20 protein-coding genes are annotated in these 17826 nt (G+C 63.3%); 5 read left to right on the top strand and 15 right to left on the bottom strand.

Annotated features, from left to right (window positions below):
• Position 1: 1 nt before the first annotated feature.
• From phnN to phnG, 8 genes are read right to left on the bottom strand one after another with little or no spacing between them, the layout of a single operon-like run.
• Positions 2 to 613 carry a phosphonate metabolism protein/1,5-bisphosphokinase (PRPP-forming) PhnN gene (gene phnN, locus LMTR3_RS29180; RefSeq protein ID WP_065748407.1) on the bottom strand — a complete coding sequence of 204 codons (612 nt, stop codon included), beginning with the start codon at positions 611 to 613 and terminating at the stop codon, positions 2 to 4.
• Positions 610 to 1764 carry an alpha-D-ribose 1-methylphosphonate 5-triphosphate diphosphatase gene (locus LMTR3_RS29175; RefSeq protein WP_065748406.1) on the bottom strand — a complete coding sequence of 385 codons (1155 nt, stop codon included), beginning with the start codon at positions 1762 to 1764 and terminating at the stop codon, positions 610 to 612. The genes phnN and LMTR3_RS29175 overlap by 4 nt, the downstream gene beginning before the upstream one ends.
• A gap of 13 nt (positions 1765 to 1777) precedes the next feature.
• A complete protein-coding gene (gene phnL / locus LMTR3_RS29170) occupies positions 1778 to 2476 on the bottom strand; it encodes a phosphonate C-P lyase system protein PhnL (protein ID WP_065748405.1) in 699 nt (232 codons plus the stop codon).
• Positions 2477 to 2484: 8 nt separating this feature from the next.
• Positions 2485 to 3285, bottom strand: coding sequence for a phosphonate C-P lyase system protein PhnK (gene phnK, locus LMTR3_RS29165; RefSeq protein WP_065748404.1), 801 nt, complete (start codon positions 3283 to 3285; stop codon positions 2485 to 2487).
• Positions 3278 to 4162 carry an alpha-D-ribose 1-methylphosphonate 5-phosphate C-P-lyase PhnJ gene (locus tag LMTR3_RS29160; protein WP_065748403.1) on the bottom strand — a complete coding sequence of 295 codons (885 nt, stop codon included), beginning with the start codon at positions 4160 to 4162 and terminating at the stop codon, positions 3278 to 3280. Before LMTR3_RS29160 ends, phnK begins: the two co-directional genes overlap by 8 nt.
• On the bottom strand, positions 4159 to 5259 hold the full coding sequence (locus LMTR3_RS29155) for a carbon-phosphorus lyase complex subunit (protein WP_065748402.1): 1101 nt from the start codon (positions 5257 to 5259) through the stop codon (positions 4159 to 4161). Before LMTR3_RS29155 ends, LMTR3_RS29160 begins: the two co-directional genes overlap by 4 nt.
• A gap of 3 nt (positions 5260 to 5262) precedes the next feature.
• A complete protein-coding gene (phnH, locus tag LMTR3_RS29150) occupies positions 5263 to 5871 on the bottom strand; it encodes a phosphonate C-P lyase system protein PhnH (protein ID WP_065748401.1) in 609 nt (202 codons plus the stop codon).
• A gap of 4 nt (positions 5872 to 5875) precedes the next feature.
• On the bottom strand, positions 5876 to 6337 hold the full coding sequence (phnG, locus tag LMTR3_RS29145) for a phosphonate C-P lyase system protein PhnG (protein ID WP_065748400.1): 462 nt from the start codon (positions 6335 to 6337) through the stop codon (positions 5876 to 5878).
• Between the two features lie 104 nt (positions 6338 to 6441).
• Here phnG and phnF point away from each other — a divergent pair, with 104 nt between their 5' ends.
• Positions 6442 to 7167 (top strand): phosphonate metabolism transcriptional regulator PhnF, encoded by a 726-nt coding sequence (phnF, locus tag LMTR3_RS29140; protein WP_065748399.1) that lies wholly within the window; start codon positions 6442 to 6444, stop codon positions 7165 to 7167.
• 100 nt (positions 7168 to 7267) lie between these two features.
• On the opposite strand, the gene phnE (LMTR3_RS29135) is transcribed toward phnF, so the two are convergent.
• The 4 genes from phnE (LMTR3_RS29135) to phnC all read right to left on the bottom strand — a co-directional run bounded on the left by phnE (LMTR3_RS29135) (position 7268) and on the right by phnC (position 10875).
• Entirely contained in the window at positions 7268 to 8122 is an 855-nt protein-coding gene (phnE, locus tag LMTR3_RS29135; protein WP_065748398.1) for a phosphonate ABC transporter, permease protein PhnE, read from the bottom strand.
• A complete protein-coding gene (phnE, locus tag LMTR3_RS29130) occupies positions 8119 to 9006 on the bottom strand; it encodes a phosphonate ABC transporter, permease protein PhnE (RefSeq protein ID WP_065748397.1) in 888 nt (295 codons plus the stop codon). Before phnE (LMTR3_RS29130) ends, phnE (LMTR3_RS29135) begins: the two co-directional genes overlap by 4 nt.
• Positions 9007 to 9074: 68 nt before the next feature.
• On the bottom strand, positions 9075 to 9983 hold the full coding sequence (gene phnD / locus LMTR3_RS29125) for a phosphonate ABC transporter substrate-binding protein (RefSeq protein WP_065748396.1): 909 nt from the start codon (positions 9981 to 9983) through the stop codon (positions 9075 to 9077).
• Positions 9984 to 10059: 76 nt separating this feature from the next.
• Positions 10060 to 10875 carry a phosphonate ABC transporter ATP-binding protein gene (gene phnC / locus LMTR3_RS29120; protein WP_065748395.1) on the bottom strand — a complete coding sequence of 272 codons (816 nt, stop codon included), beginning with the start codon at positions 10873 to 10875 and terminating at the stop codon, positions 10060 to 10062.
• A 184-nt stretch (positions 10876 to 11059) separates the two neighbouring features.
• Here phnC and LMTR3_RS29115 point away from each other — a divergent pair, with 184 nt between their 5' ends.
• From LMTR3_RS29115 to LMTR3_RS29105, 3 genes are read left to right on the top strand one after another with little or no spacing between them, the layout of a single operon-like run.
• Positions 11060 to 11725, top strand: coding sequence for a transferase hexapeptide repeat family protein (locus tag LMTR3_RS29115; protein WP_065748394.1), 666 nt, complete (start codon positions 11060 to 11062; stop codon positions 11723 to 11725).
• Positions 11722 to 12915: an alpha-D-ribose 1-methylphosphonate 5-triphosphate diphosphatase gene (locus LMTR3_RS29110; RefSeq protein WP_065748393.1), complete on the top strand. Its 1194-nt coding sequence runs from the start codon at positions 11722 to 11724 to the stop codon at positions 12913 to 12915. The genes LMTR3_RS29115 and LMTR3_RS29110 overlap by 4 nt, the downstream gene beginning before the upstream one ends.
• 20 nt (positions 12916 to 12935) lie before the next feature.
• The gene (locus LMTR3_RS29105) at positions 12936 to 13625 is read left to right on the top strand and encodes a DUF1045 domain-containing protein (RefSeq protein WP_065748392.1); all 690 of its coding nucleotides are present in this window, start codon (positions 12936 to 12938) and stop codon (positions 13623 to 13625) included.
• A 12-nt stretch (positions 13626 to 13637) separates the two neighbouring features.
• Here the strand turns inward: LMTR3_RS29105 and LMTR3_RS29100 are convergent, their stop codons facing one another.
• Genes LMTR3_RS29100 through LMTR3_RS29090 form a run of 3 tightly spaced genes read right to left on the bottom strand, consistent with a single transcriptional unit; the run spans position 13638 to position 16604 of the window.
• Positions 13638 to 15137, bottom strand: a complete 1500-nt coding sequence (locus LMTR3_RS29100; RefSeq protein WP_065748391.1) for a tripartite tricarboxylate transporter permease — start codon at positions 15135 to 15137, stop codon at positions 13638 to 13640.
• A gap of 26 nt (positions 15138 to 15163) precedes the next feature.
• Positions 15164 to 15613, bottom strand: coding sequence for a tripartite tricarboxylate transporter TctB family protein (locus tag LMTR3_RS29095; protein ID WP_065748390.1), 450 nt, complete (start codon positions 15611 to 15613; stop codon positions 15164 to 15166).
• A gap of 10 nt (positions 15614 to 15623) precedes the next feature.
• Positions 15624 to 16604, bottom strand: coding sequence for a Bug family tripartite tricarboxylate transporter substrate binding protein (locus tag LMTR3_RS29090; protein ID WP_065748389.1), 981 nt, complete (start codon positions 16602 to 16604; stop codon positions 15624 to 15626).
• Positions 16605 to 16841: 237 nt separating this feature from the next.
• On the opposite strand from LMTR3_RS29090, the gene LMTR3_RS29085 reads away from it, so the two are divergent.
• The gene (locus LMTR3_RS29085) at positions 16842 to 17768 is read left to right on the top strand and encodes a LysR family transcriptional regulator (RefSeq protein WP_065748388.1); all 927 of its coding nucleotides are present in this window, start codon (positions 16842 to 16844) and stop codon (positions 17766 to 17768) included.
• The last annotated feature ends 58 nt before the right edge of the window (positions 17769 to 17826 follow it).

The raw sequence follows: 17826 nt of genomic DNA, 5'->3' as shown, positions 1-17826 counted from the left end.
GTTAGCTCTCCCGTCGATCGTCCCATTTCTCGCCCTTGATGACGCGGACGAGCTGGCGGGCATGATATTCGGCGCTGCCGGTATTGACGATGGTGACGTCGGGCGCGGCCGCCGCATCCTTCACCGTGCGCCCCAAGCGGGCTTCGAGCTTGCCGTCGCTGCTCCGCTGCCGCATCGCAAGCCGTTCGGCCAGAACGTTTGGCGGGGCAGTGATCGAAACCACCACCACGTCGGCATAGGCGCGGCGCAGCGCGCCAATCACGGTGCGCGATACGTTGGCAACGATGGTTCGCCCTGCACGGATTTCGTCGTCGATTGCGCGCGACAGTGCGTAGCAGTGCCCGTGGGCTTCCCAATGCATGGCGTATTCGCCACGCGCCAGCGCCTCCCGGAACGTTCCGGCGCTGACCTGTTCGTTTTCTTCCGACGCCGACGCCTCGCGGGTAATCACGCGGCGTGGAAACACAATTTTGCTGTCATCGGCGCAGGTGGCCTTGGCGAGGCCGAGCAGCGTGTCCTTGCCGGCGCCGCTTGGGCCAACTACCAGAATCAAACGGCCGGGCCCGATCACGGTCGTCTGGTCTGGCGCTGTGGTCGTCAAGATTTCCGTCATGCCACGCGCCGCCCTTCCCGCCAGACGCTGCGCACCACCGGAATGTTGCGGGCGACATGCACCCGGATCACATCGGCCCGCTTGCCGGCTGCGATCTCGCCACGGTCCGCAAGGCCCACCGCCTCGGCCGGCGTCTTGGTGACGGTGCGAACGGCGGAGGCCAGATCGATCGCCGGCACATGCTGCGGCAATTGCAATGCTGCCATCAAAAGGCTCGAAGGAATGTAGTCGGACGACAGGATGTCCAACAGTCCCTCGCGGGCGAGATCGATGGCGGCGATGTTGCCAGAATGCGAACCGCCGCGCACCACGTTCGGTGCCCCCATCAGGATGCCAATGCCGGCCTGATGCAGGCCGCGCGCGGCTTCCATCGTGGTCGGAAACTCAGCGACCGAAACGTGATCCTGGATCGCATCAGCGACGTTTTCCTCGGTCGTGTCATCGTGGCTGGCGAGCGGGATTTCGTATCGATGCGCGAGCGCCACGATCTCGCGCATGTTGGTCGCGGCATAGGCCTTCTGATAGGCAAAGCGCTTCTCGAACAATGCATCGAGCTCGGCGTCGGTCATGCCGCCGCCCTTGCCGCGGTAATAGTCGCGGAGCTTGACCTCGTCGCGGAACTGGCGCTGGCCCGGGGTGTGGTCCATCAGCGACATCAGCCGCACGTCCGGCCGGTCAATCAGCTCCTTGGCTTCCTCGACGACGCTCGGCATCGGAATTTCGCAGCGCAGGTGCAGGAAATGCTCTGCGCGCAGCAGGTTTGCCTCACGCGCCGCCGTGATCGCACCCGCGAGCACGCCAGCTCTTCCGTCGACGTCCTCGGCGCCGTCCTCGCGCCAGACCCGGAGCGAATCCAGAACCGTGGTGATGCCCGAGGTGGCCAACTGTCCGTCGTAGGAAACCACCGCCGCGATCGGATCCCAAAACACCTTTGGGCGCGGCACATAGTGCATTTCGAGATGGTCGGTGTGGAGCTCGATCAGGCCGGGCATGATCAGGTCGCCGCCGGCGTCCTCGCTGCCTGAGGGAGCAGTGCCCTCACCATATCCGGCGATGCGGCCATCTGCGAAAGCGACCCAGCCGTGCTCGATCACGCGGTCGGCCAGTACGAGGCGGGCATTGCCGAGGATGGTTTCGTGCTTCGAAGTCATCTCACATCTTCCTTCATGCCGCGGCGGCAAACGATGTCACGTCGACGATGCGGTCGGCGATCAGATGGCGAATTTCATCGTCATGGACGATCGCCACCATCGCGACGCGCTGTCGTTTCTTCTGTTCAATCAACTCAACGACAACAGCGCGATTGGCCGCGTCGAGCGAGGCGGTCGGTTCGTCCAGCAGCAGAATTGGCAGATCGGAAATGAAACCACGCGCGATGTTGACGCGCTGCTGCTCGCCGCCGGAGAACGTCGATGGCGGCAGCGCCCATAGGCGCTCCGGAATGTTGAGGCGGCGCAGCAGCGCGCCCGCCTTCTCGCGAGCTTCCGCGCGTGCAATTCCGTTCGCGATCAGCGGCTCCGCCACCACGTCGATGGTGGCGACCCGCGGCACCGCGCGCAAGAACTGGCTGACATAGCCGATGGTCGTGCGGCGCACGCTGAGCACCTGCCGCGGTTCGGCCGTAGCAAGATCGATCACCGTGCCCCGATGCCGGATGCCGATCCGGCCGCCATCGCAGCGGTAATTGCCAAAGATCATTTTCAGGATCGAGGATTTGCCGGCGCCGGAAGGGCCCGACAGCACCACGCATTCGCCCGGCTCGACCTGAAACGAGACGCCGCGCATCACGGGTAGTTCCACGCCGCCCTGCAGATGCATGGTAAAGGTCTTTTCGGCGCTGGTGATGTCGATCATCGCAGTCATTGGCGCACTCATGCCGGCAAAATCGAGGAAACGAGCAGTTGGGTATAGGGCTCGCGGGGGTCGTCGAGTACCTGGTCGGTCAGGCCGGTTTCGATGACGCGCCCACCCTTCATCACCATTACGCGGTGCGACAGCAGCCGGGCAACAGCGAGGTCATGGGTGACGACGATGGCGGCAAGGCCGAGCTCGCCGACGAGATTGCGCATCAGATCGAGTAGGCGCGCCTGCACCGACACGTCGAGCCCGCCGGTCGGCTCGTCCATGAATACCAGCCGCGGCTCGGTGACCAGATTGCGCGCGATCTGCAGCCGCTGCCGCATACCGCCGGAATAGGTGCGCGGCGCGTCGTCGATACGCGCGGTATCGATTTCGACGCGCTCCAGCCACGACGCGGCGGTATCGCGGATGCGACCATAGTGATTCCAGCCCACCGCCATCAGCCGTTCGCCGACATTGGCGCCGGCCGAGACCGCCATCCGCAGGCCCTGCGCGGCGTCCTGGTGCACATAGCCCCAATCCGTACGGAACAAGAAGCGGCGCTCGGCCTCACCGAGGCTGGCGAGATCGCGCAAAACGCCATCCCGCATCCGGTATGACACCCGCCCGGCGCTCGGCGCGAGCTGCGCGGACAACAGTTGCAGCAGCGTGGACTTGCCCGAGCCGGACTCGCCGACGATAGCCAGCACCTCGCCGGGATAGAGCGCAAACGATACGTCGCGGCAGGCGGTCAGCCGGCCATAGTTCTTGCCAACGTCTTCGGCGACCAGAAGCGGCTGGTCGTCTTGCATGGGGTCTTGCGGCTCAGCCATGCGCCCTCTCCTTGTGCGGCGCCGCGCTCTCGCTGCCGCGATGACCGGCCAACTGGCGAGACTCGCAATAATCGGTATCGGAGCAGACGAACATCCGGCCGCCCTTGTCGTCGGTGACGATTTCGTCCAGATAGGAATCGCCGGCGCCGCACAGCGCGCAAGGCGCGTCGAACCGATAGCGCGTGAACGGGTGGTCCTCGAAATCGAGCGATACCACGTCCGTGTGCGGCGGGATCGCGTAGATGCGCTTTTCGCGCCCTGCGCCGAACAATTGCAGCGCCGGGCAATTGTCCATCTTCGGATTGTCGAATTTCGGCGTCGGCGACGGGTCCATCACATAGCGTGCATTGACCTTCACCGGATAGGCGTAGGAGGTCGCGATATGGCCGAAGCGCGCAATGTCTTCATACAGCTTGACGTGCATCAGGCCATATTCGGCCAGCGCATGCATGCGCCGCGTCTCGGTCTCGCGCGGCTCCAGGAACCGCAGCGGCTCGGGGATCGGCACCTGATAGACCAGCACCTGCCCGGCATGCAGCGGCGCTTCGGGAATCCGATGCCGGGTCTGGATCACGGTGGCGTCCGACGTAGCGGTCGTCGTTGCGACGCCCGCGGTCTTGCCGAAGAATTTCCGGATCGAGATCGCGTTGGTGGTGTCGTCCGAACCCTGATCGATCACCTTCAGCACATCCTGGGGCCCCAGGATCGCGGCCGTCACCTGCACGCCGCCGGTGCCCCAGCCATAGGGCATCGGCATCTCGCGGCTGGCGAACGGCACCTGATAGCCGGGAATCGCGATCGCCTTCAGTATCGCGCGGCGGATCATCCGCTTTGTTTGTTCGTCGAGATAGGCGAAATTGTAAGCCGGTGCGTTCATTCCGCGGCCTCCTGCATGTCCGGCGCCTTGGCCTCGGCGAACTCCTTGCGCAGCTTGCGCAACAGACCGAGCTCGGACTGAAAGTCGACGTAATGCGGCAGCTTGAGATGCTCGACGAAGCCGGTCGCCTGAACATTGTCCGAGTGCGACATCACGAATTCCTCGTCCTGGGCCGGAGCGATCACTTCCTCGCCCAGCTCGCGAGCGCGCAGGCTGCGATCGACCAACGCCATCGACATCGTCTTGCGCTCGCTTTGTCCGAAGGCCAGGCCATAGCCGCGGGTAAAGCACGGCGCTTCGGTCGCCGATCCCTTGAACTGGTTGACCATCTGGCATTCCGTCAGCTCGATCGAGCCGAGCGCGACGGCAAAGCCGGCGTCCTCGGCGAAGAATTCCACCTCCACCTCACCGAAGCGGATTTCGCCGGCAAATGGGTGATTGCGTCCATAGCCGCGCTGTGAGGAGTATCCGAGCGCAAGCAGGAACCCCTCGTCGGCACGCGCAAGATTTTGCAGCCGCAGATCGCGGTCGGCCGGAAAACTCAGCGGTTCGCGCGTGAGATCGCCGACCGGCGCATCGGCATCCGCTGCCGGCGAAGGCTCGATCAAGCCGTCGCGACCGAGAATGTCGGTGACGCGCGGCGTTGCCGCCTGCCTTGCCTCCGACGTCTCCGGCTGTTCCGGCACAAAGCCGTCCGCTAGCTGCGGGTCCAGCAGGCGATGGGTATAATCGAACGTCGGCCCCAGGATCTGGCCACCCGGGATATCCTTAAACGTCGACGAGATGCGCCGGCGGACCTGCATCTCGCCGGTGTTGACCGGCTCGGTCGCACCAAAACGAGGCAGCGTGGCGCGGAAGGCGCGGACCAAGAAGATCGCCTCGATCAGGTCGCCACGCGCCTGCTTGATCGCGAGTGCCGCCAGCTCACGGTCGTAGAGCGAGCCTTCGGTCATGACGCGGTCGACACCGAGCGAGAGCTGCTCGGCAATTTGCGCCAGCGAGAGTTCGGGCACATCACGGTCGCCACGCCGCTCATGCGCCAGCAGGCGGTGGGCGTTCTCAATGGCGCGTTCGCCTCCTTTGACGGCTACATACATGGGCTACGCTCCGCTTGCGACCAGCCGCGTGGTTCGGGGGATCGCGACAATCAAATCGTCATGAACCAGCACGACATCGATGCCGCGCGGGAACAGAGCTTCGTTGATGGTGAGACGCTGGAAGAGGTCGCGCGGCTGGAGCGTCGCCTGCAGCAGCGCTGTACCGTCGATGCCCGGCCCCTTCACCTCGAATGTAGGCCCCTGCGTCAGGCTCTCGACCTGCAGGATCAGTGTCGTCGACCTGTCAGGATATTCGTTGCTGCCGAACGCGAAGCGATCGAGCGCCGGCAGGTTCTTGGCGTCGCCGATCAGGGCGAAGCTGGCGATCGAGGAATCCGCGACCACTGGCGCACTGGCATGGAACTTGAGCCACTTCGCAACATCAGGCGTGGCCGACATCGCGGCATCGAGCCAGATCGGCGTGTCGTGATCGAACAGCGTCAGCGCGATCGCGGCCGCGCCGCGCATCATCCCGTCCGGCGCGCCGACAGAAGCCGTGACCCGTTGCACACTGCCGGGACGCGCCATCGCATCCATCACGGAGCGGAAGGTCGACTGCGCCGACAACACCTTGTCGGCAAAGCCTGCGGGCAACTCTGCAACCGTCGTCATCGCATCACCCCTCGCCGCGCACCATGGTGTAGAAATCGACCCGCGTCGCCGCCGTCTCGGCCGCCTTGCGGTTGCGATCGGCGATCATGGCAGCGCGTAAAGGCCCGATCACCTTGGTCTCGACCTCACCCGAAAGCTCCGTCGTCTGCACCATGGCATCGCACAGCGCGATCATCTGCGCCTTCTGCCTGTCGCGGCCGAGCACGTAGCCGAAGCCGACCTCACCGGTCGCAAGACGCACCGCCGCGCGCGACACCGTGGCCTCGCCGAGATTGAACGGCGCACCGTCGCCGCCGACGCGGCCACGCACCATCACGAGGCCATTCTCGGGCTCGCGCAGGTTCTCGTGTGCGGGTACCGCGATCGCCGCGAGATGGCCCGCAATGTCGCCAGCCTCGGAATGCGCCAGCACCGCCATCGCGGCCTTGCGCTGCGCCTCTCTGCTGTTCCGCCCGGTCAAACCCATGAGCAACCTTGCCTGAATCAAGTTGTCTATGATAATAGACAACTTGATAGCGGAGCGCCATGACTGTTTCGTGACAAACGGATAATTTCTGGTATCACCACGCCATGAGCCTGCAGGAGAGTTCCGGTGTCGCCTTGTGGCGGCAGGTCGCCGACGGTATCGAGCGCGGCATTGCAGACGGCCGCTTTGCTGCGGGCGAAAAGCTGCCGGGCGAGATCGAGATCGCCGATACCTATCGGGTCAACCGCCACACCGTGCGGCGCGCCCTGGCTGCGCTTGCCGAACGCGGCCTGGTGCGCGCCGAACGCGGCAGCGGCACCTATGTCGAGGCGCAGCGCCTCGCCTATCCCTTGCGCTCGCGGACGCGATTTTCCGAGATCGTCGGCGCCGGCGGCCGCGAGCCGCGCGGCCAATTGATCGATGCCTCCGAAGAGCCCGCGACGCGCGAACTGGCCCGTGAGCTCGGACTGAAGACCGGCGCGCCGCTGGTCCGGATCGAATCGGTGCGGCTCGCTGACCGCACGCCGATCTGCGTCAGCACCAATTGGCTTTCCGCCGATCGCTTTCCGGGCGCCGGAGCGGTCTTCGCCAACGCACGCTCAATGACCAAGCTGCTGGCGCATTACGGCGTTCGCGACTACCGCCGCGCCTCGACCCGCGTCACCGCCACCATCGTGGACGCCTCCGACGCCGCAAGGCTCGATCTCGCGCTCGGGCGTCCCGTTCTCGTGGTCGATAGTACCGATGTCGCTACCGACGGCAAACCGCTGGTAACCAAACGCGCGCGCTTCGCCGCGGAGCGTGTCGAGTTTCTGGTGGAGAACAGCTAGATTCCGTAGGGTGGGCAAAGGCGCGTTTGCGCCGTGCCCACCATCTATCCGCATGGCAAGGAATGGTGGGCAAGCTTCGCTTTGCCTACCTACAGACGCATCATGCGACGGCGCGCTGCCCGATGATCGCGAAGCGGAGTTTGCCGGAAATCCAGTCAATTGCGGAAACCGCGATGAGGATAAGCAGAATCAAAAACGATACCTTTTGCCATTCCAGCACCCGGATTTGTTCGGCAAGCTGAAGGCCGATTCCGCCGGCCCCGACGATTCCGATGATCGTCGCCGAGCGCGTATTGGATTCGAAGTAGTAAAGCACTTGGCTCAGCAGAATTGGAAAGACCTGCGGCAACAGCCCGAACCGGACGCCATGGAGATGGTTGCCGCCCGCCGATCGAACTCCCTCTGCAGGGTTCTTGTCGGCAGCTTCGATAGCTTCCGAGAATAGCTTTCCAAACGTCCCGAAATCGCTGCAGATGACCGCAAGGATACCTGCAAACGGACCCAATCCCACGACGCCGACCCAGATGAGCGCCCAGATCAGGATATCGACCCCTCGGATGGTGTCGAGGCTACGGCGTGAGAAGAAGTGGACGATCCGGTTCGCAACCACATTGCGTGCGGCCAGCAGGGCCACTGGCAATGCCAGCAGTGCTCCGCCCAGTGTACCGAGAAATGCGATCGACACCGTCTCGCCGAGCGCATTCAAATACTTCAATGCCTCTGCCCATGAACCAGGGTCGGGCGGCAACATAAGCCGAAGGAATCCGCCTAGCCTGGCCATCCCGTCAGAAAGCCGGTGAAACGGAATGTCTAGCTGGGCAATGCCAAACAGAAAAAGCGCAACCGCCGCGCTGAGGCCTATCGTGATCTTTGCCCTGCTCCACCAACCCGAGCGGAAAACCGCCGGATAGCGTTCAACGATTGCGGCCTGAGCGTCGGAGCTGAACGATTTCATGCGCCGGCGCCCTCTAGCCCAAGAAGGCGATGGCGCACGCGCTCCGTGATAAAATCGATCAGCATGACGGTGACGATGATGAGCAAGAGGATGGCGCTGACATCGCTGTAGTAAAACTTACGCACGGACTCGATCAAATCCTGTCCGATCCCGCCGGCGCCGACAAAGCCCATCACCGCCGCGCCGCGCACGTTGATCTCGAATCTCAGCAGGGCATAGCTGACGAAATTCGAAAGAACCTGCGGCACCGCGCCAAACCGGACAATCTGAATCCAGCTTCCTCCGCTCGCCGCCACCCCCTCGATCGGCTTGTTATCGATGTTCTCGACAACCTCGGCGAACTGCTTGCCAAGCGCGCCAGTGGTATGGATCGCGATGGCAAGAACACCCGGCAGCGGCCCGAGGCCGAATGCCAGTACAAAAATCAAGGCAAAGACGATATCCGGGACGGTGCGGCAAAACTCGAGCAAGCGTCGCGTAACAAAAACGATCGTTCGCGACCTGACGAGATTGGCCGACGCCAGAAAGCAGAGAACGAATCCGCATATAGCTCCCGAAAGGGTTCCCATATACGCAATCAGCAGGGTATCTCCGAGAAGCAGCGTCCAGCGAGGCAAGCCCCAAAGCCATTCCGAGAGATCATTCCAAGCAGACGAGAACGAAAACGTGGGAGCTATGCTGGCGAAGTAGGCCGGGAAGCGCCAGAAATTCTCGGCAAATTTCCAAAGATCGACGTCGCCCATCCAGCCTGCGGCAAGCGCCGCGACGATCAGGACCGCCGAGCCCAGCCAAACGCGCCGGCGCTTGGCGGCAACTGCAGCCGCATAGCGATCGGCCAGCTCTTGCAGCCTGGCTTCCGGGAATTCGGGGACTGCTGTTCGCATGGATTTTTCTAGAGCGGGAATGGGCAGATCTCGCGATCTGCCCATATCGTCCGGACCTATCGTTCCGCTCAGGACTTCTGCTTGCGCAAGCTGTCGACAAATTTGGTCAGATCGATCACGGCCTCATAGGCTTTGTGGTCAACCTCGACGAAAGGCAGTTGCTTGCCTTCGTAAATCTTGTCGAAAGCGGCCTTGTCCTTCACTGCAATTTCCAGCACGGCCTTCTTGATCGCCGCCTTGAGGTCGGCAGGCAGGCTACCGAGATATGCCATCGGCGAATTCACAATCTGTTCGGACTTCAGGATGATCCGGAAATCGGCGGCCTTCGCCATGCCCTTGCGGTCCATCCGCAGCAGGTTCGATTCTTTTTCGTCATTCCACCAGTTGAACGCCGCATCGCACGTACCCTGGGCAAGCCCAATCACCGCGTTTTCATGGCTTCCCGAATAAACCACCTTGGAAAAGAACTTCTCCGGGTCGATGCCCATCTTGTCCATCGCGAAACGCGGCACGTTGTTGCCTGACGTTGAATTGGGGTCGACAAGGCAGAGATTCTTGCCCTTCAGGTCCTTGATGTCCTTGTAGCTCGAGTCGCTTTTGACATAGAGGACCGAGTAATAGCCCTTGGTGCCGTCGCCATTCACTTCGATCGCGAACGGCTCGACCTTGGCGCCAATAATGTAGGCGCGTGCATAAGACGCCGGACCGTACATCGCGATGTGGATGTTGCCGGCCCGCTGGCCTTCGATCACGGCGGCGTAGTCGTTGGCGATCCGCAGCGTCACCTTCGTGCCGAGCTCGCGGGACAGATACTCCGCCAAAGGCGTCCAACGGTTGGTCGTGCCCGAAGCATTCTCATCGGGAACCTTTGCGAACACCAGTTCGGGATATTTTGCTTTCCAGTCCTGGGCTGATGCGGGGGAAGCTGAGAATACCAATCCCGCCGCAGCGGCGAGAGTAACAAGACGGTTGAACATGACGTCTCCTGTTTTTGCAGCAATGTAGCTTGCGGATTTCAGTGCCGCGCAGCTCTTTGATTTTTGGACGCAACACTCAGGCCGCGGCGACCGTACCGAGCGCGGGAACCGCCGAACCGACCGGCGCAAGCGCCGGCGTCGCATCCATCACCTCATTCGCCTCAAGATCGTAGAGCTCACGCGCGATGCGATCTGTCAGCGCCACCGGCGCGCCGTCGAACACAATCCGCCCCGACGCCATGCCGATCAGACGGTCGCAGTAGCTTCGCGCCAGATCGAGCGAGTGCAGATTGCAGACTACGGTGATGCCGAAGTGCTTGTTGATGCGCAGCAAGGCATCCATGACCACACGGGTGTTGCGAGGATCGAGCGAAGCAATTGGCTCGTCGGCAAGTATGATGTCGGGCTCCTGTACCAGCGCACGCGCAATCGCGACGCGCTGCTGCTGACCGCCGGAGAGCTGGTCGGCGCGCTGGGCTGCAATCGACGCCATGTCGAATTGTTCGAGCGCCGACATCGCTATTGCCTTGTCACGTTCGGGCCAAAGCTGAGCGAGTGAACGCCATGACGGTACCGCAGCCAGCCGCCCCATCAGCACATTGGTGAGGACGTCGAGCCGGCCGACCAGATTGAATTGCTGAAAGATCATCGCGGAGCGCGCGCGCCACTGCCGCAAATCCTTGCCGCGCAGCGCAGTCACGTCGACGCCTTCGAACAGGATGCGTCCCTCGGAAGGCTCGGCGAGGCGGTTGATCATGCGAAGCAGCGTCGACTTGCCGGCGCCGGAGCGGCCGATCACGCCGACGAAGCTGCCGGGCTGAATCGAAAATGACGCGTTATCCACCGCGGCCTTGGCACCGAACCGGCACGTCAAACCTTCCACCACCAGCATGCAATGCTCCAGAGTTCCTGTCGTAGAGCATCGCTAACGGCTCGATCTTACAGTTGTGTGACACGCGTGCTGCGCTGCGGCGTTCATCCACAGCGACCCTCCGTCACGCGTCCGTCATGATCCTGTCATCAAGCGCATCGAAGACGAGCGTGATCTTTCCCTCGATCGCTGATGGACGTACGCGATGGCCGGCAAAATGCTTTCCACTGAACCAATGGTCGACCCCACTGCGTCAGTGCGCGACTGCCAGCTTGGCGCCTACACCGAAGTCGGCGCCCGGACCATTCTGCTCGAGGTCACGATGTCGGATTATTCGTATGTCGTGAATGACTCGCAGATCACCTACACAACGATCGGCAAGTTCTGTTCCATCGCAGCGATGACGCGCATCAACCCGGGTAATCATCCGATGCACCGGGCCTCGCAGGCGCATTTCACCTACCGCGCCTCTAGCTACTTTTCGGGCGAGAGCGACGATGCCGAGTTTTTTGCGTGGCGCCGCAAGCATCACGTCCATATCGGCCATGACGTCTGGACCGGCCACGGCGCGGTTATTCTGCCTGGCCGCTCGATCGGCACCGGCGCGGTGGTCGCGGCCGGCGCCATCGTGACCAAGGATGTCCCCGCCTATACGATCGTTGCAGGCAACCCGGCACGGCCGATCAGGCGGCGGTTTCCGGAATCCATTGCCGACCGGCTTGCGGAGCTCGCGTGGTGGGATTGGGACCATGAGACGCTTCGCCGCGCCCTGCCCGATTTCCGCAAGCTCGATGTAGAGGGCTTTCTCGAAAAATACGAAGCCGCCGCAGCGGCTACTCGCCGTCCATACAGCCAGAGTGCCGCATCGTGACTGAACTGTTCATCGAAGGTGGCCGGGCCCTGCTCGGTCACGAAATCGTCGAAACCTCATTGCGGATCGCTGGCCGCGAGATCGCGGCCGTAGGTGCGGACAGCACCCACAGCATCGGCGGCGTCAATGCCGATGGCCTCCTGGTATTGCCGGGCATTGTCGATCTGCATGGCGATGCCTTCGAGCGGCAGATGATGCCACGCCCCGGGGTCGACTTCCCGATCGATGTGGCGCTTGTTGACAGCGACCGGCAGGCGATCAGCAACGGGATCACGACCGTCTATCACGCCACGACCTGGTCGTGGGAGCCCGGCCTGCGCAGCGCCGACAATGCCAGGCGCTTGCTGGAGGCGATCGAGCAGATGCGGCCGCAGCTCGCCGCCGACACCCGCTTCCACTTGCGTCACGAGACCTACAATCTCGACGCGGAAAGCGAAATCATCGACTGGCTGTCGGAAGGACGCGTCGACCTGTTCGCCTTCAACGACCATATGGACTCGACCGTCGCCAGCCTCGCCAAGCCGCAAAAGCGCAGCCGAATGGTCGAGCGCACGGGTCTCAGCAATGAGGCGTTCGATCGCCTGGTGGAACGTGTGGTCTGCCGCGGCCACGACGTGCCGGCTTCGATCGACCGGCTGGCGCAGGCAGCGCGCGCGGCAGACGTCCGGATGCTCTCCCACGACGACGAAAGCCCGGCGATGCGGCAGGCCTTCCGTGCGCAGGGCGTTGCAATCGCCGAATTCCCGGTCAACGAGGAAACTGCACGCGATGCTGCCGAAGCCGGAGACTTCATCGTGTTCGGCGCGCCCAATGTGGTGCGCGGCGGCAGCCATACCGGCTGGACCAGGGCCTCCGACATGATCGCCAAGGGCCTCTGTTCGGTGCTTGCGTCGGACTATTATTATCCGGCGCCGCTATTGGCGGCATTCCGGCTTGCGGCCGACGCCGTTCTGCCGCTGGCCGCGGCATGGCAATTGATCTCGGCGGCACCGGCGCGTGCCGCCGGCCTCGCCGATCGCGGTACGCTCACCGCAGGGCAGCGCGCCGACATCCTTCTCGTCGATGACACGGTGCCGCTGCGGCCGCGGGTCGTCGCAGTCATTGCCGCGGGGCGCCTTGTACATCTGACGGAGGCGAATCGCCTCGTCCGTTCGTCCGCAGCATCACGCAAGGCGGTTGCAGCCGCGTGAGGCGGCCCTATTCTGGCGCAATGGCACATTACCCCCGTTACGCAATCTATTATGCGGCCACGCCCGGCAGCGCGCTCGACCGGTTCGGCGCCATGCTGCTCGGCTACGATGCCCATAGCGGCGAAGACCTTCCCTTTCCGGACGATCTCCCGTTGGACTGGCGCGAGCTGACGCGCGATCCGCGCAAATACGGCTTTCACGCCACGCTGAAGGCGCCGATAGCGCTGGCCGACGGCAAGGCCGAGGCGCAGCTTGCTGCGGCCTGCGAATTGTTCGCCGATCTGGCCCGGCCAGTGCCCGTGATCCAACCGGTTGTCGATTCGATCAGCGGCTTCATTGCGGTCATTCCCGGCGAACCGTCGGCAGATCTCGACCTGCTTGCCGCCCAGGCGACCAGAGCATTCGATTCGTTCCGTGCTCCACTCAGCCCGGAAGATCGCGCGCGGCGAAGTCCGGAGGCGCTGACGCCACGGCAGCGCGACTATCTCGACCGCTGGGGCTACCCTTACGTCTTCGAGGAATTTCGCTTCCACATGACGCTGACGGGACGGCTTCCCGCCGAACGGCGCGAGCCGATTGTGGCAATGCTGCGCAGCAGGTTTTCGACAACCGGCATCGGCGCGATCGCGATCGACGCCATCGCCTTGTGTCGCCAGGACAATGCGAATTCGCGGTTTCGGGTCATCGGCCGCTGGCAATTGCGCGACTGACGCCCACACCGCTCATTCCGCCAGCGCCTCTTTCCGCGTTCTCAGAATTGCCGGCGAAAGCATTGCCAGCAACAAGGCGGCGACGACTGCGAGGATGACCGCGCTGATCGGCCGCGACAGAAAGACGGTGAAATCGCCGTCCGCGATCAACATCGCGCGCCGGAAGTTTTCTTCCAGTTGCGGGCCGAGCACGAGGCCAAGCAGGAGCGGCGCCGGCTCGACGCCGATCTTGATGAAGAAATAGCCGATCAAGGCGCAGCCCATCATCAGCCAGACATTGAATAGGCTGTTGGCGATCCCATAGGTGCCGATACAGCAGAACAGAACGATGGCGGGAAACAGCAGGCGGTAGGGAATCTTCAGCATCGAGACCCACAGGCCGATGAGCGGAAGGTTGATGACCAGCAGCATCAGGTTGCCGACCCACATGCTGGCGATGACGCCCCAAACGAGCTTGGGCTGCTCGGTCATGATCTGCGGGCCGGGCTGGATGCCCTGCATCATCAGCGCGCCGATCATCAGCGCCATCAGGGCGTTGGCGGGAATGCCGAGCGTCAGCAGCGGAATGAAGCTGGTCTGGGCGCCGGCATTGTTGGCGGCCTCCGGACCGGCAACGCCCTCGATGGCGCCCTTGCCGAAGCGTGAGGGATCGCGGGCGAGCTTCTTTTCCAGTGCGTAGGAGGAGAACGGCGGAAGGGCAGCGCCGCCGCCGGGCAACACCCCCAGCACAGAACCCAGCGCCGTGCCGCGCACCACGGCCGGAAAAGCCGCCCGCAAGTCCGTCCAGCTCGGGATCAGGCTGCGGATCGACTGGCTGACGACACGGCGCTCGGCGGGTCTTTCCAGATTGGCGATGATTTCACCCAGCCCGAACAGCCCCATCGCGATCGGCACGAAATCGAGACCATCCGATAGAGCGGCGATGCCGAAAGTCATGCGTGCGACGCCCGAGGAGACATCGATCCCGACGAGGCCGAGCAACAACCCCAGCAGCACCATTGCCAGCGATTTGGCGACCGAGCCATGCGCCAGCACGACCGCGGCAATCAGGCCGAGCACGAGGAGACTGAAATATTCGACCGCGGTGAATTTGAGCGCCAGCACCGACAACGGCACGCTGAGTACCGCGATCACGATCGTCGCCATCGTGCCGGCAAAGAACGAGGCAATGGCTGCAATGGCCAGCGCGGTTCCGGCCCTGCCCTGCTTCGCCATCTCGTGACCGTCGATGCAGGTGACGACCGATGACGTCTCGCCCGGCACATTGACCAGGATGGCGGTGGTCGAGCCGCCATATTGCGCGCCGTAAAAGATACCAGCCAGCATGATCATGGCGCTTGCAGGCGACAGGCCGAAGGTGAAGGGCAACAGCAACGCCACCGTTGGAATCGGACCGATGCCGGGCAGCACGCCGATCGCGGTCCCGATGACCACGCCGATCAGGCAGAAAATCAAATTGTTGAGTTGAAGGGCCGTCGAAAGACCCATCAGCAGATTGTCAAAGAGTTCCATATGGTCTGCCTGCGAAGCGTGCCGCCCTAGCGGGGCCAGATCGGGATCGGCAAGCCCAGCAACTTGACGAACAGAAGAACGGCGGCGCCCGAAAGCACGACGGCAAACGCCACGGTCTCGACAAGCCGGCCTTCTCGCGTGGCAACGCTGGCGAGCATCACGGCGGCGACGGAGGCGATCGCGAGGCCCAACCGCTCCGCCGTCAGCGCGAAAACGCCGACAGAAGCCAGGATCGCCAGCAGCGGCCGCAACTGAACGGGCGCGATGCCGCGACCCGCGCGCCAGAGCCCGCGTCCGGTAAAGAAGACGCCGAACGCCATCAGCGCGAGTGCGACGACGCGCGGCATGTAGCCCGGCCCCATATCGGCGGCGTGCCCGACCGTCAGATTGCGCGTGGCGACGAGCGTACCCGTCGCCACCGCCACGAGGAACAGGCCGAAGAGCAGGTCCTGCAGGTCGATCCGGGAACGCGTCATCGGCACGCCCTTAGCTGCCCTTGATGCCGGCTTCGCGAATGATCGTGCCCCAGCGCGTCGTCGCGTCCTTGAGCCAGTTGCGGAATTCCTCCGGCGATTGGCCGCGCACCACGCCACCCTGCTCGGCGATCTTCTGCTGAATCTCGGGCAGCTCCAGGATCTTGCGGATTTCGGCGTTCAATCGCGCGACCATGGCGGGCGGCGTGCCACCGGTGGTCAGGATGCCCTGCCAGGTCCCGGCGTCGCCGCCGGGCAGGCCCGCCTCCTTGAAAGTCGGCAGATCGGGAGCCGAGGCAATCCGCTGCTCGCCGGTGACGGCAAGTCCGACAAGCTGCTTGTTTGTCACAAAGGGCATCGTCGCCGCAGCGCCGTTGATGATCACGCCGCTCTCCCCGGACACCACGGCGCGCGAGGCAGCGGCCCCACCCTTGTAGGGAACGTTCTTCCACTGAATTCCCAGTTCCTTCGCCATCACCACGGCGGTGATATGATTGGCGCCGCCGACGCCGGAATTGGCGACGGTGAGCTTGTTCGGATGGGCCTTGGCGTATTCGATCAGCTCCTTGGACGTCTTCGCCGGGACCGACTCATGGACGGCCAGGACGTAGGGGCCGAACATCACCATGGAAATGGGCGCAAGGTCCTTCTGAACGTCGAAAGTGAGATCGGAGAACAGGCTGGGCGCCGTTGCCAGCGATCCGACATCCATCAGCAGCAGCGTGTGGCCGTCGGGCTGCGCCTTGGCGACGGCATCTGCCCCGAGATTGCCCGCTGCACCAGGCTTGTTCTCAACCACGACCGACTGGCCGATGGCGGCGGATAGTTTTGGACTGATCAGGCGCGCCAAAATGTCCGAGGTGCCACCGGGAGCGAACGGCACGATCAGCCGCACGGGCCGCTCAAAATTCTGAGCACCGGCTCCGCTTGGCGCCAAGGCACACACCGTAAGGACAGCGGCGGCAATCGCCCGGGCGAGAGTTGGCATAGACATCGGTCGTTCCTCCGTTTCAAAGCGCAATTCAGCGCGATCCCGCCGTTTTCACCGGCAGGCTGCAGACCTTCGAGGCAGCGTTGGGCAGGAATGATAGGTCATGGGCAGGGTGGCCTATGAATTAGTCTGCGGATAGGTCGATACCTTTTTTGGATGGATCGGCCGTGCATCAGCCGGTAGAAGTCGGACATCCGGTCGGTCACCGGCCCTTCGTCTCAGGTTGAAAATACAGATTTCATGTTTGAGCTGAGCCAGTTGCGCTGCTTTGTTGCAGTTGCGGAAGAACTGCATTTCGGGCGCGCGGCGCTGCGGCTGAACATGACGCAGCCGCCGCTCAGCCGACAGATCCAGATTCTCGAACGCGTCCTCGACGTGACACTGCTGGAGCGCAGCAACCGGGCCGTCCGGCTGACGCCGGCGGGCCAGCGTTTTCTGATTGATGCGCGGCATCTCCTCAAGCTTGCGGAAAGCGCGGCCGTGCTGGCCCGGCGGATGGGAAGCGGCAAGGCCGGATCGATCAATATCGGCTTCACGGCGACATCCGCCTACAGCTACGTGCCGGCGCTGGTCGCGGCCTGCCGGCGTGAACTTCCCGATATCGAGATATCGCTGAAGGAAATGGTCTCCAGCGACCAGCTCAAGCGGCTCGATTCCGGCGAGATCGATATCGGCCTGCTCCGCCCGCCGATACCGCGCGGTGGTCTTGACGCCTTCCGCGTGACAGCGGAACCGCTGGTTGCGGCGCTGCCGAGCGACCATCCGCTGGCTCGGGCGGACGAGCTACGTCTGGAGGATCTCGCAAGCGAGCCCTTCATCATGTACGAGCCCTATGAAGCTCGCTATTTCCACGATCTCCTGGTCGAGCTGTTCTCACGCGCAAATCTAGTGCCGAATTACGCGCAGCATCTTGCGCAGATCCATTCGATCCTTGCCATGGTGCATTCGGGTGTCGGCGTGGGGTTAGTCCCCGAGACCGCGGCGAATCTGCGCTTCAGCGGCGTCGTGCTGCGGCCCGTCCTGATGCAGTGGCAGCGCCCGGCCGAATTGTTCTTTGTCCGGCGCGGCGACAATGACAATCCGCTTCTCCCCGTCATTGCCGGCATTGCCCGAGATCTTGCCGGCCAACCCGGCTCGATCCAATCAATGGATCGATTGATACAGTGATTGGGTCTTCGTCCGTGGGCATCTTGCATTAATCCTTTGGCGTAAGCCGCTGAAGGAT

Source organism: Bradyrhizobium sp. LMTR 3, assembly GCF_001693485.1.
Lineage (GTDB): Bacteria > Pseudomonadota > Alphaproteobacteria > Rhizobiales > Xanthobacteraceae > Bradyrhizobium.
This window is presented reverse-complemented; position numbering and strand designations above follow the sequence as displayed.

Coding starts and splice junctions, on each gene's coding strand:
- phnN (WP_065748407.1), bottom strand. CDS start 613: ATGACGGAAATCTTGACGACCACAGCGCCAGACCAGACGACCGTGATC.
- LMTR3_RS29175 (WP_065748406.1), bottom strand. CDS start 1,764: ATGACTTCGAAGCACGAAACCATCCTCGGCAATGCCCGCCTCGTACTG.
- phnL (WP_065748405.1), bottom strand. CDS start 2,476: ATGACTGCGATGATCGACATCACCAGCGCCGAAAAGACCTTTACCATG.
- phnK (WP_065748404.1), bottom strand. CDS start 3,285: ATGGCTGAGCCGCAAGACCCCATGCAAGACGACCAGCCGCTTCTGGTC.
- LMTR3_RS29160 (WP_065748403.1), bottom strand. CDS start 4,162: ATGAACGCACCGGCTTACAATTTCGCCTATCTCGACGAACAAACAAAG.
- LMTR3_RS29155 (WP_065748402.1), bottom strand. CDS start 5,259: ATGTATGTAGCCGTCAAAGGAGGCGAACGCGCCATTGAGAACGCCCAC.
- phnH (WP_065748401.1), bottom strand. CDS start 5,871: ATGACGACGGTTGCAGAGTTGCCCGCAGGCTTTGCCGACAAGGTGTTG.
- phnG (WP_065748400.1), bottom strand. CDS start 6,337: ATGGGTTTGACCGGGCGGAACAGCAGAGAGGCGCAGCGCAAGGCCGCG.
- phnF (WP_065748399.1), top strand. CDS start 6,442: ATGAGCCTGCAGGAGAGTTCCGGTGTCGCCTTGTGGCGGCAGGTCGCC.
- phnE (WP_065748398.1), bottom strand. CDS start 8,122: ATGAAATCGTTCAGCTCCGACGCTCAGGCCGCAATCGTTGAACGCTAT.
- phnE (WP_065748397.1), bottom strand. CDS start 9,006: ATGCGAACAGCAGTCCCCGAATTCCCGGAAGCCAGGCTGCAAGAGCTG.
- phnD (WP_065748396.1), bottom strand. CDS start 9,983: ATGTTCAACCGTCTTGTTACTCTCGCCGCTGCGGCGGGATTGGTATTC.
- phnC (WP_065748395.1), bottom strand. CDS start 10,875: ATGCTGGTGGTGGAAGGTTTGACGTGCCGGTTCGGTGCCAAGGCCGCG.
- LMTR3_RS29115 (WP_065748394.1), top strand. CDS start 11,060: ATGGCCGGCAAAATGCTTTCCACTGAACCAATGGTCGACCCCACTGCG.
- LMTR3_RS29105 (WP_065748392.1), top strand. CDS start 12,936: ATGGCACATTACCCCCGTTACGCAATCTATTATGCGGCCACGCCCGGC.
- LMTR3_RS29100 (WP_065748391.1), bottom strand. CDS start 15,137: ATGGAACTCTTTGACAATCTGCTGATGGGTCTTTCGACGGCCCTTCAA.
- LMTR3_RS29095 (WP_065748390.1), bottom strand. CDS start 15,613: ATGACGCGTTCCCGGATCGACCTGCAGGACCTGCTCTTCGGCCTGTTC.
- LMTR3_RS29090 (WP_065748389.1), bottom strand. CDS start 16,604: ATGTCTATGCCAACTCTCGCCCGGGCGATTGCCGCCGCTGTCCTTACG.
- LMTR3_RS29085 (WP_065748388.1), top strand. CDS start 16,842: ATGTTTGAGCTGAGCCAGTTGCGCTGCTTTGTTGCAGTTGCGGAAGAA.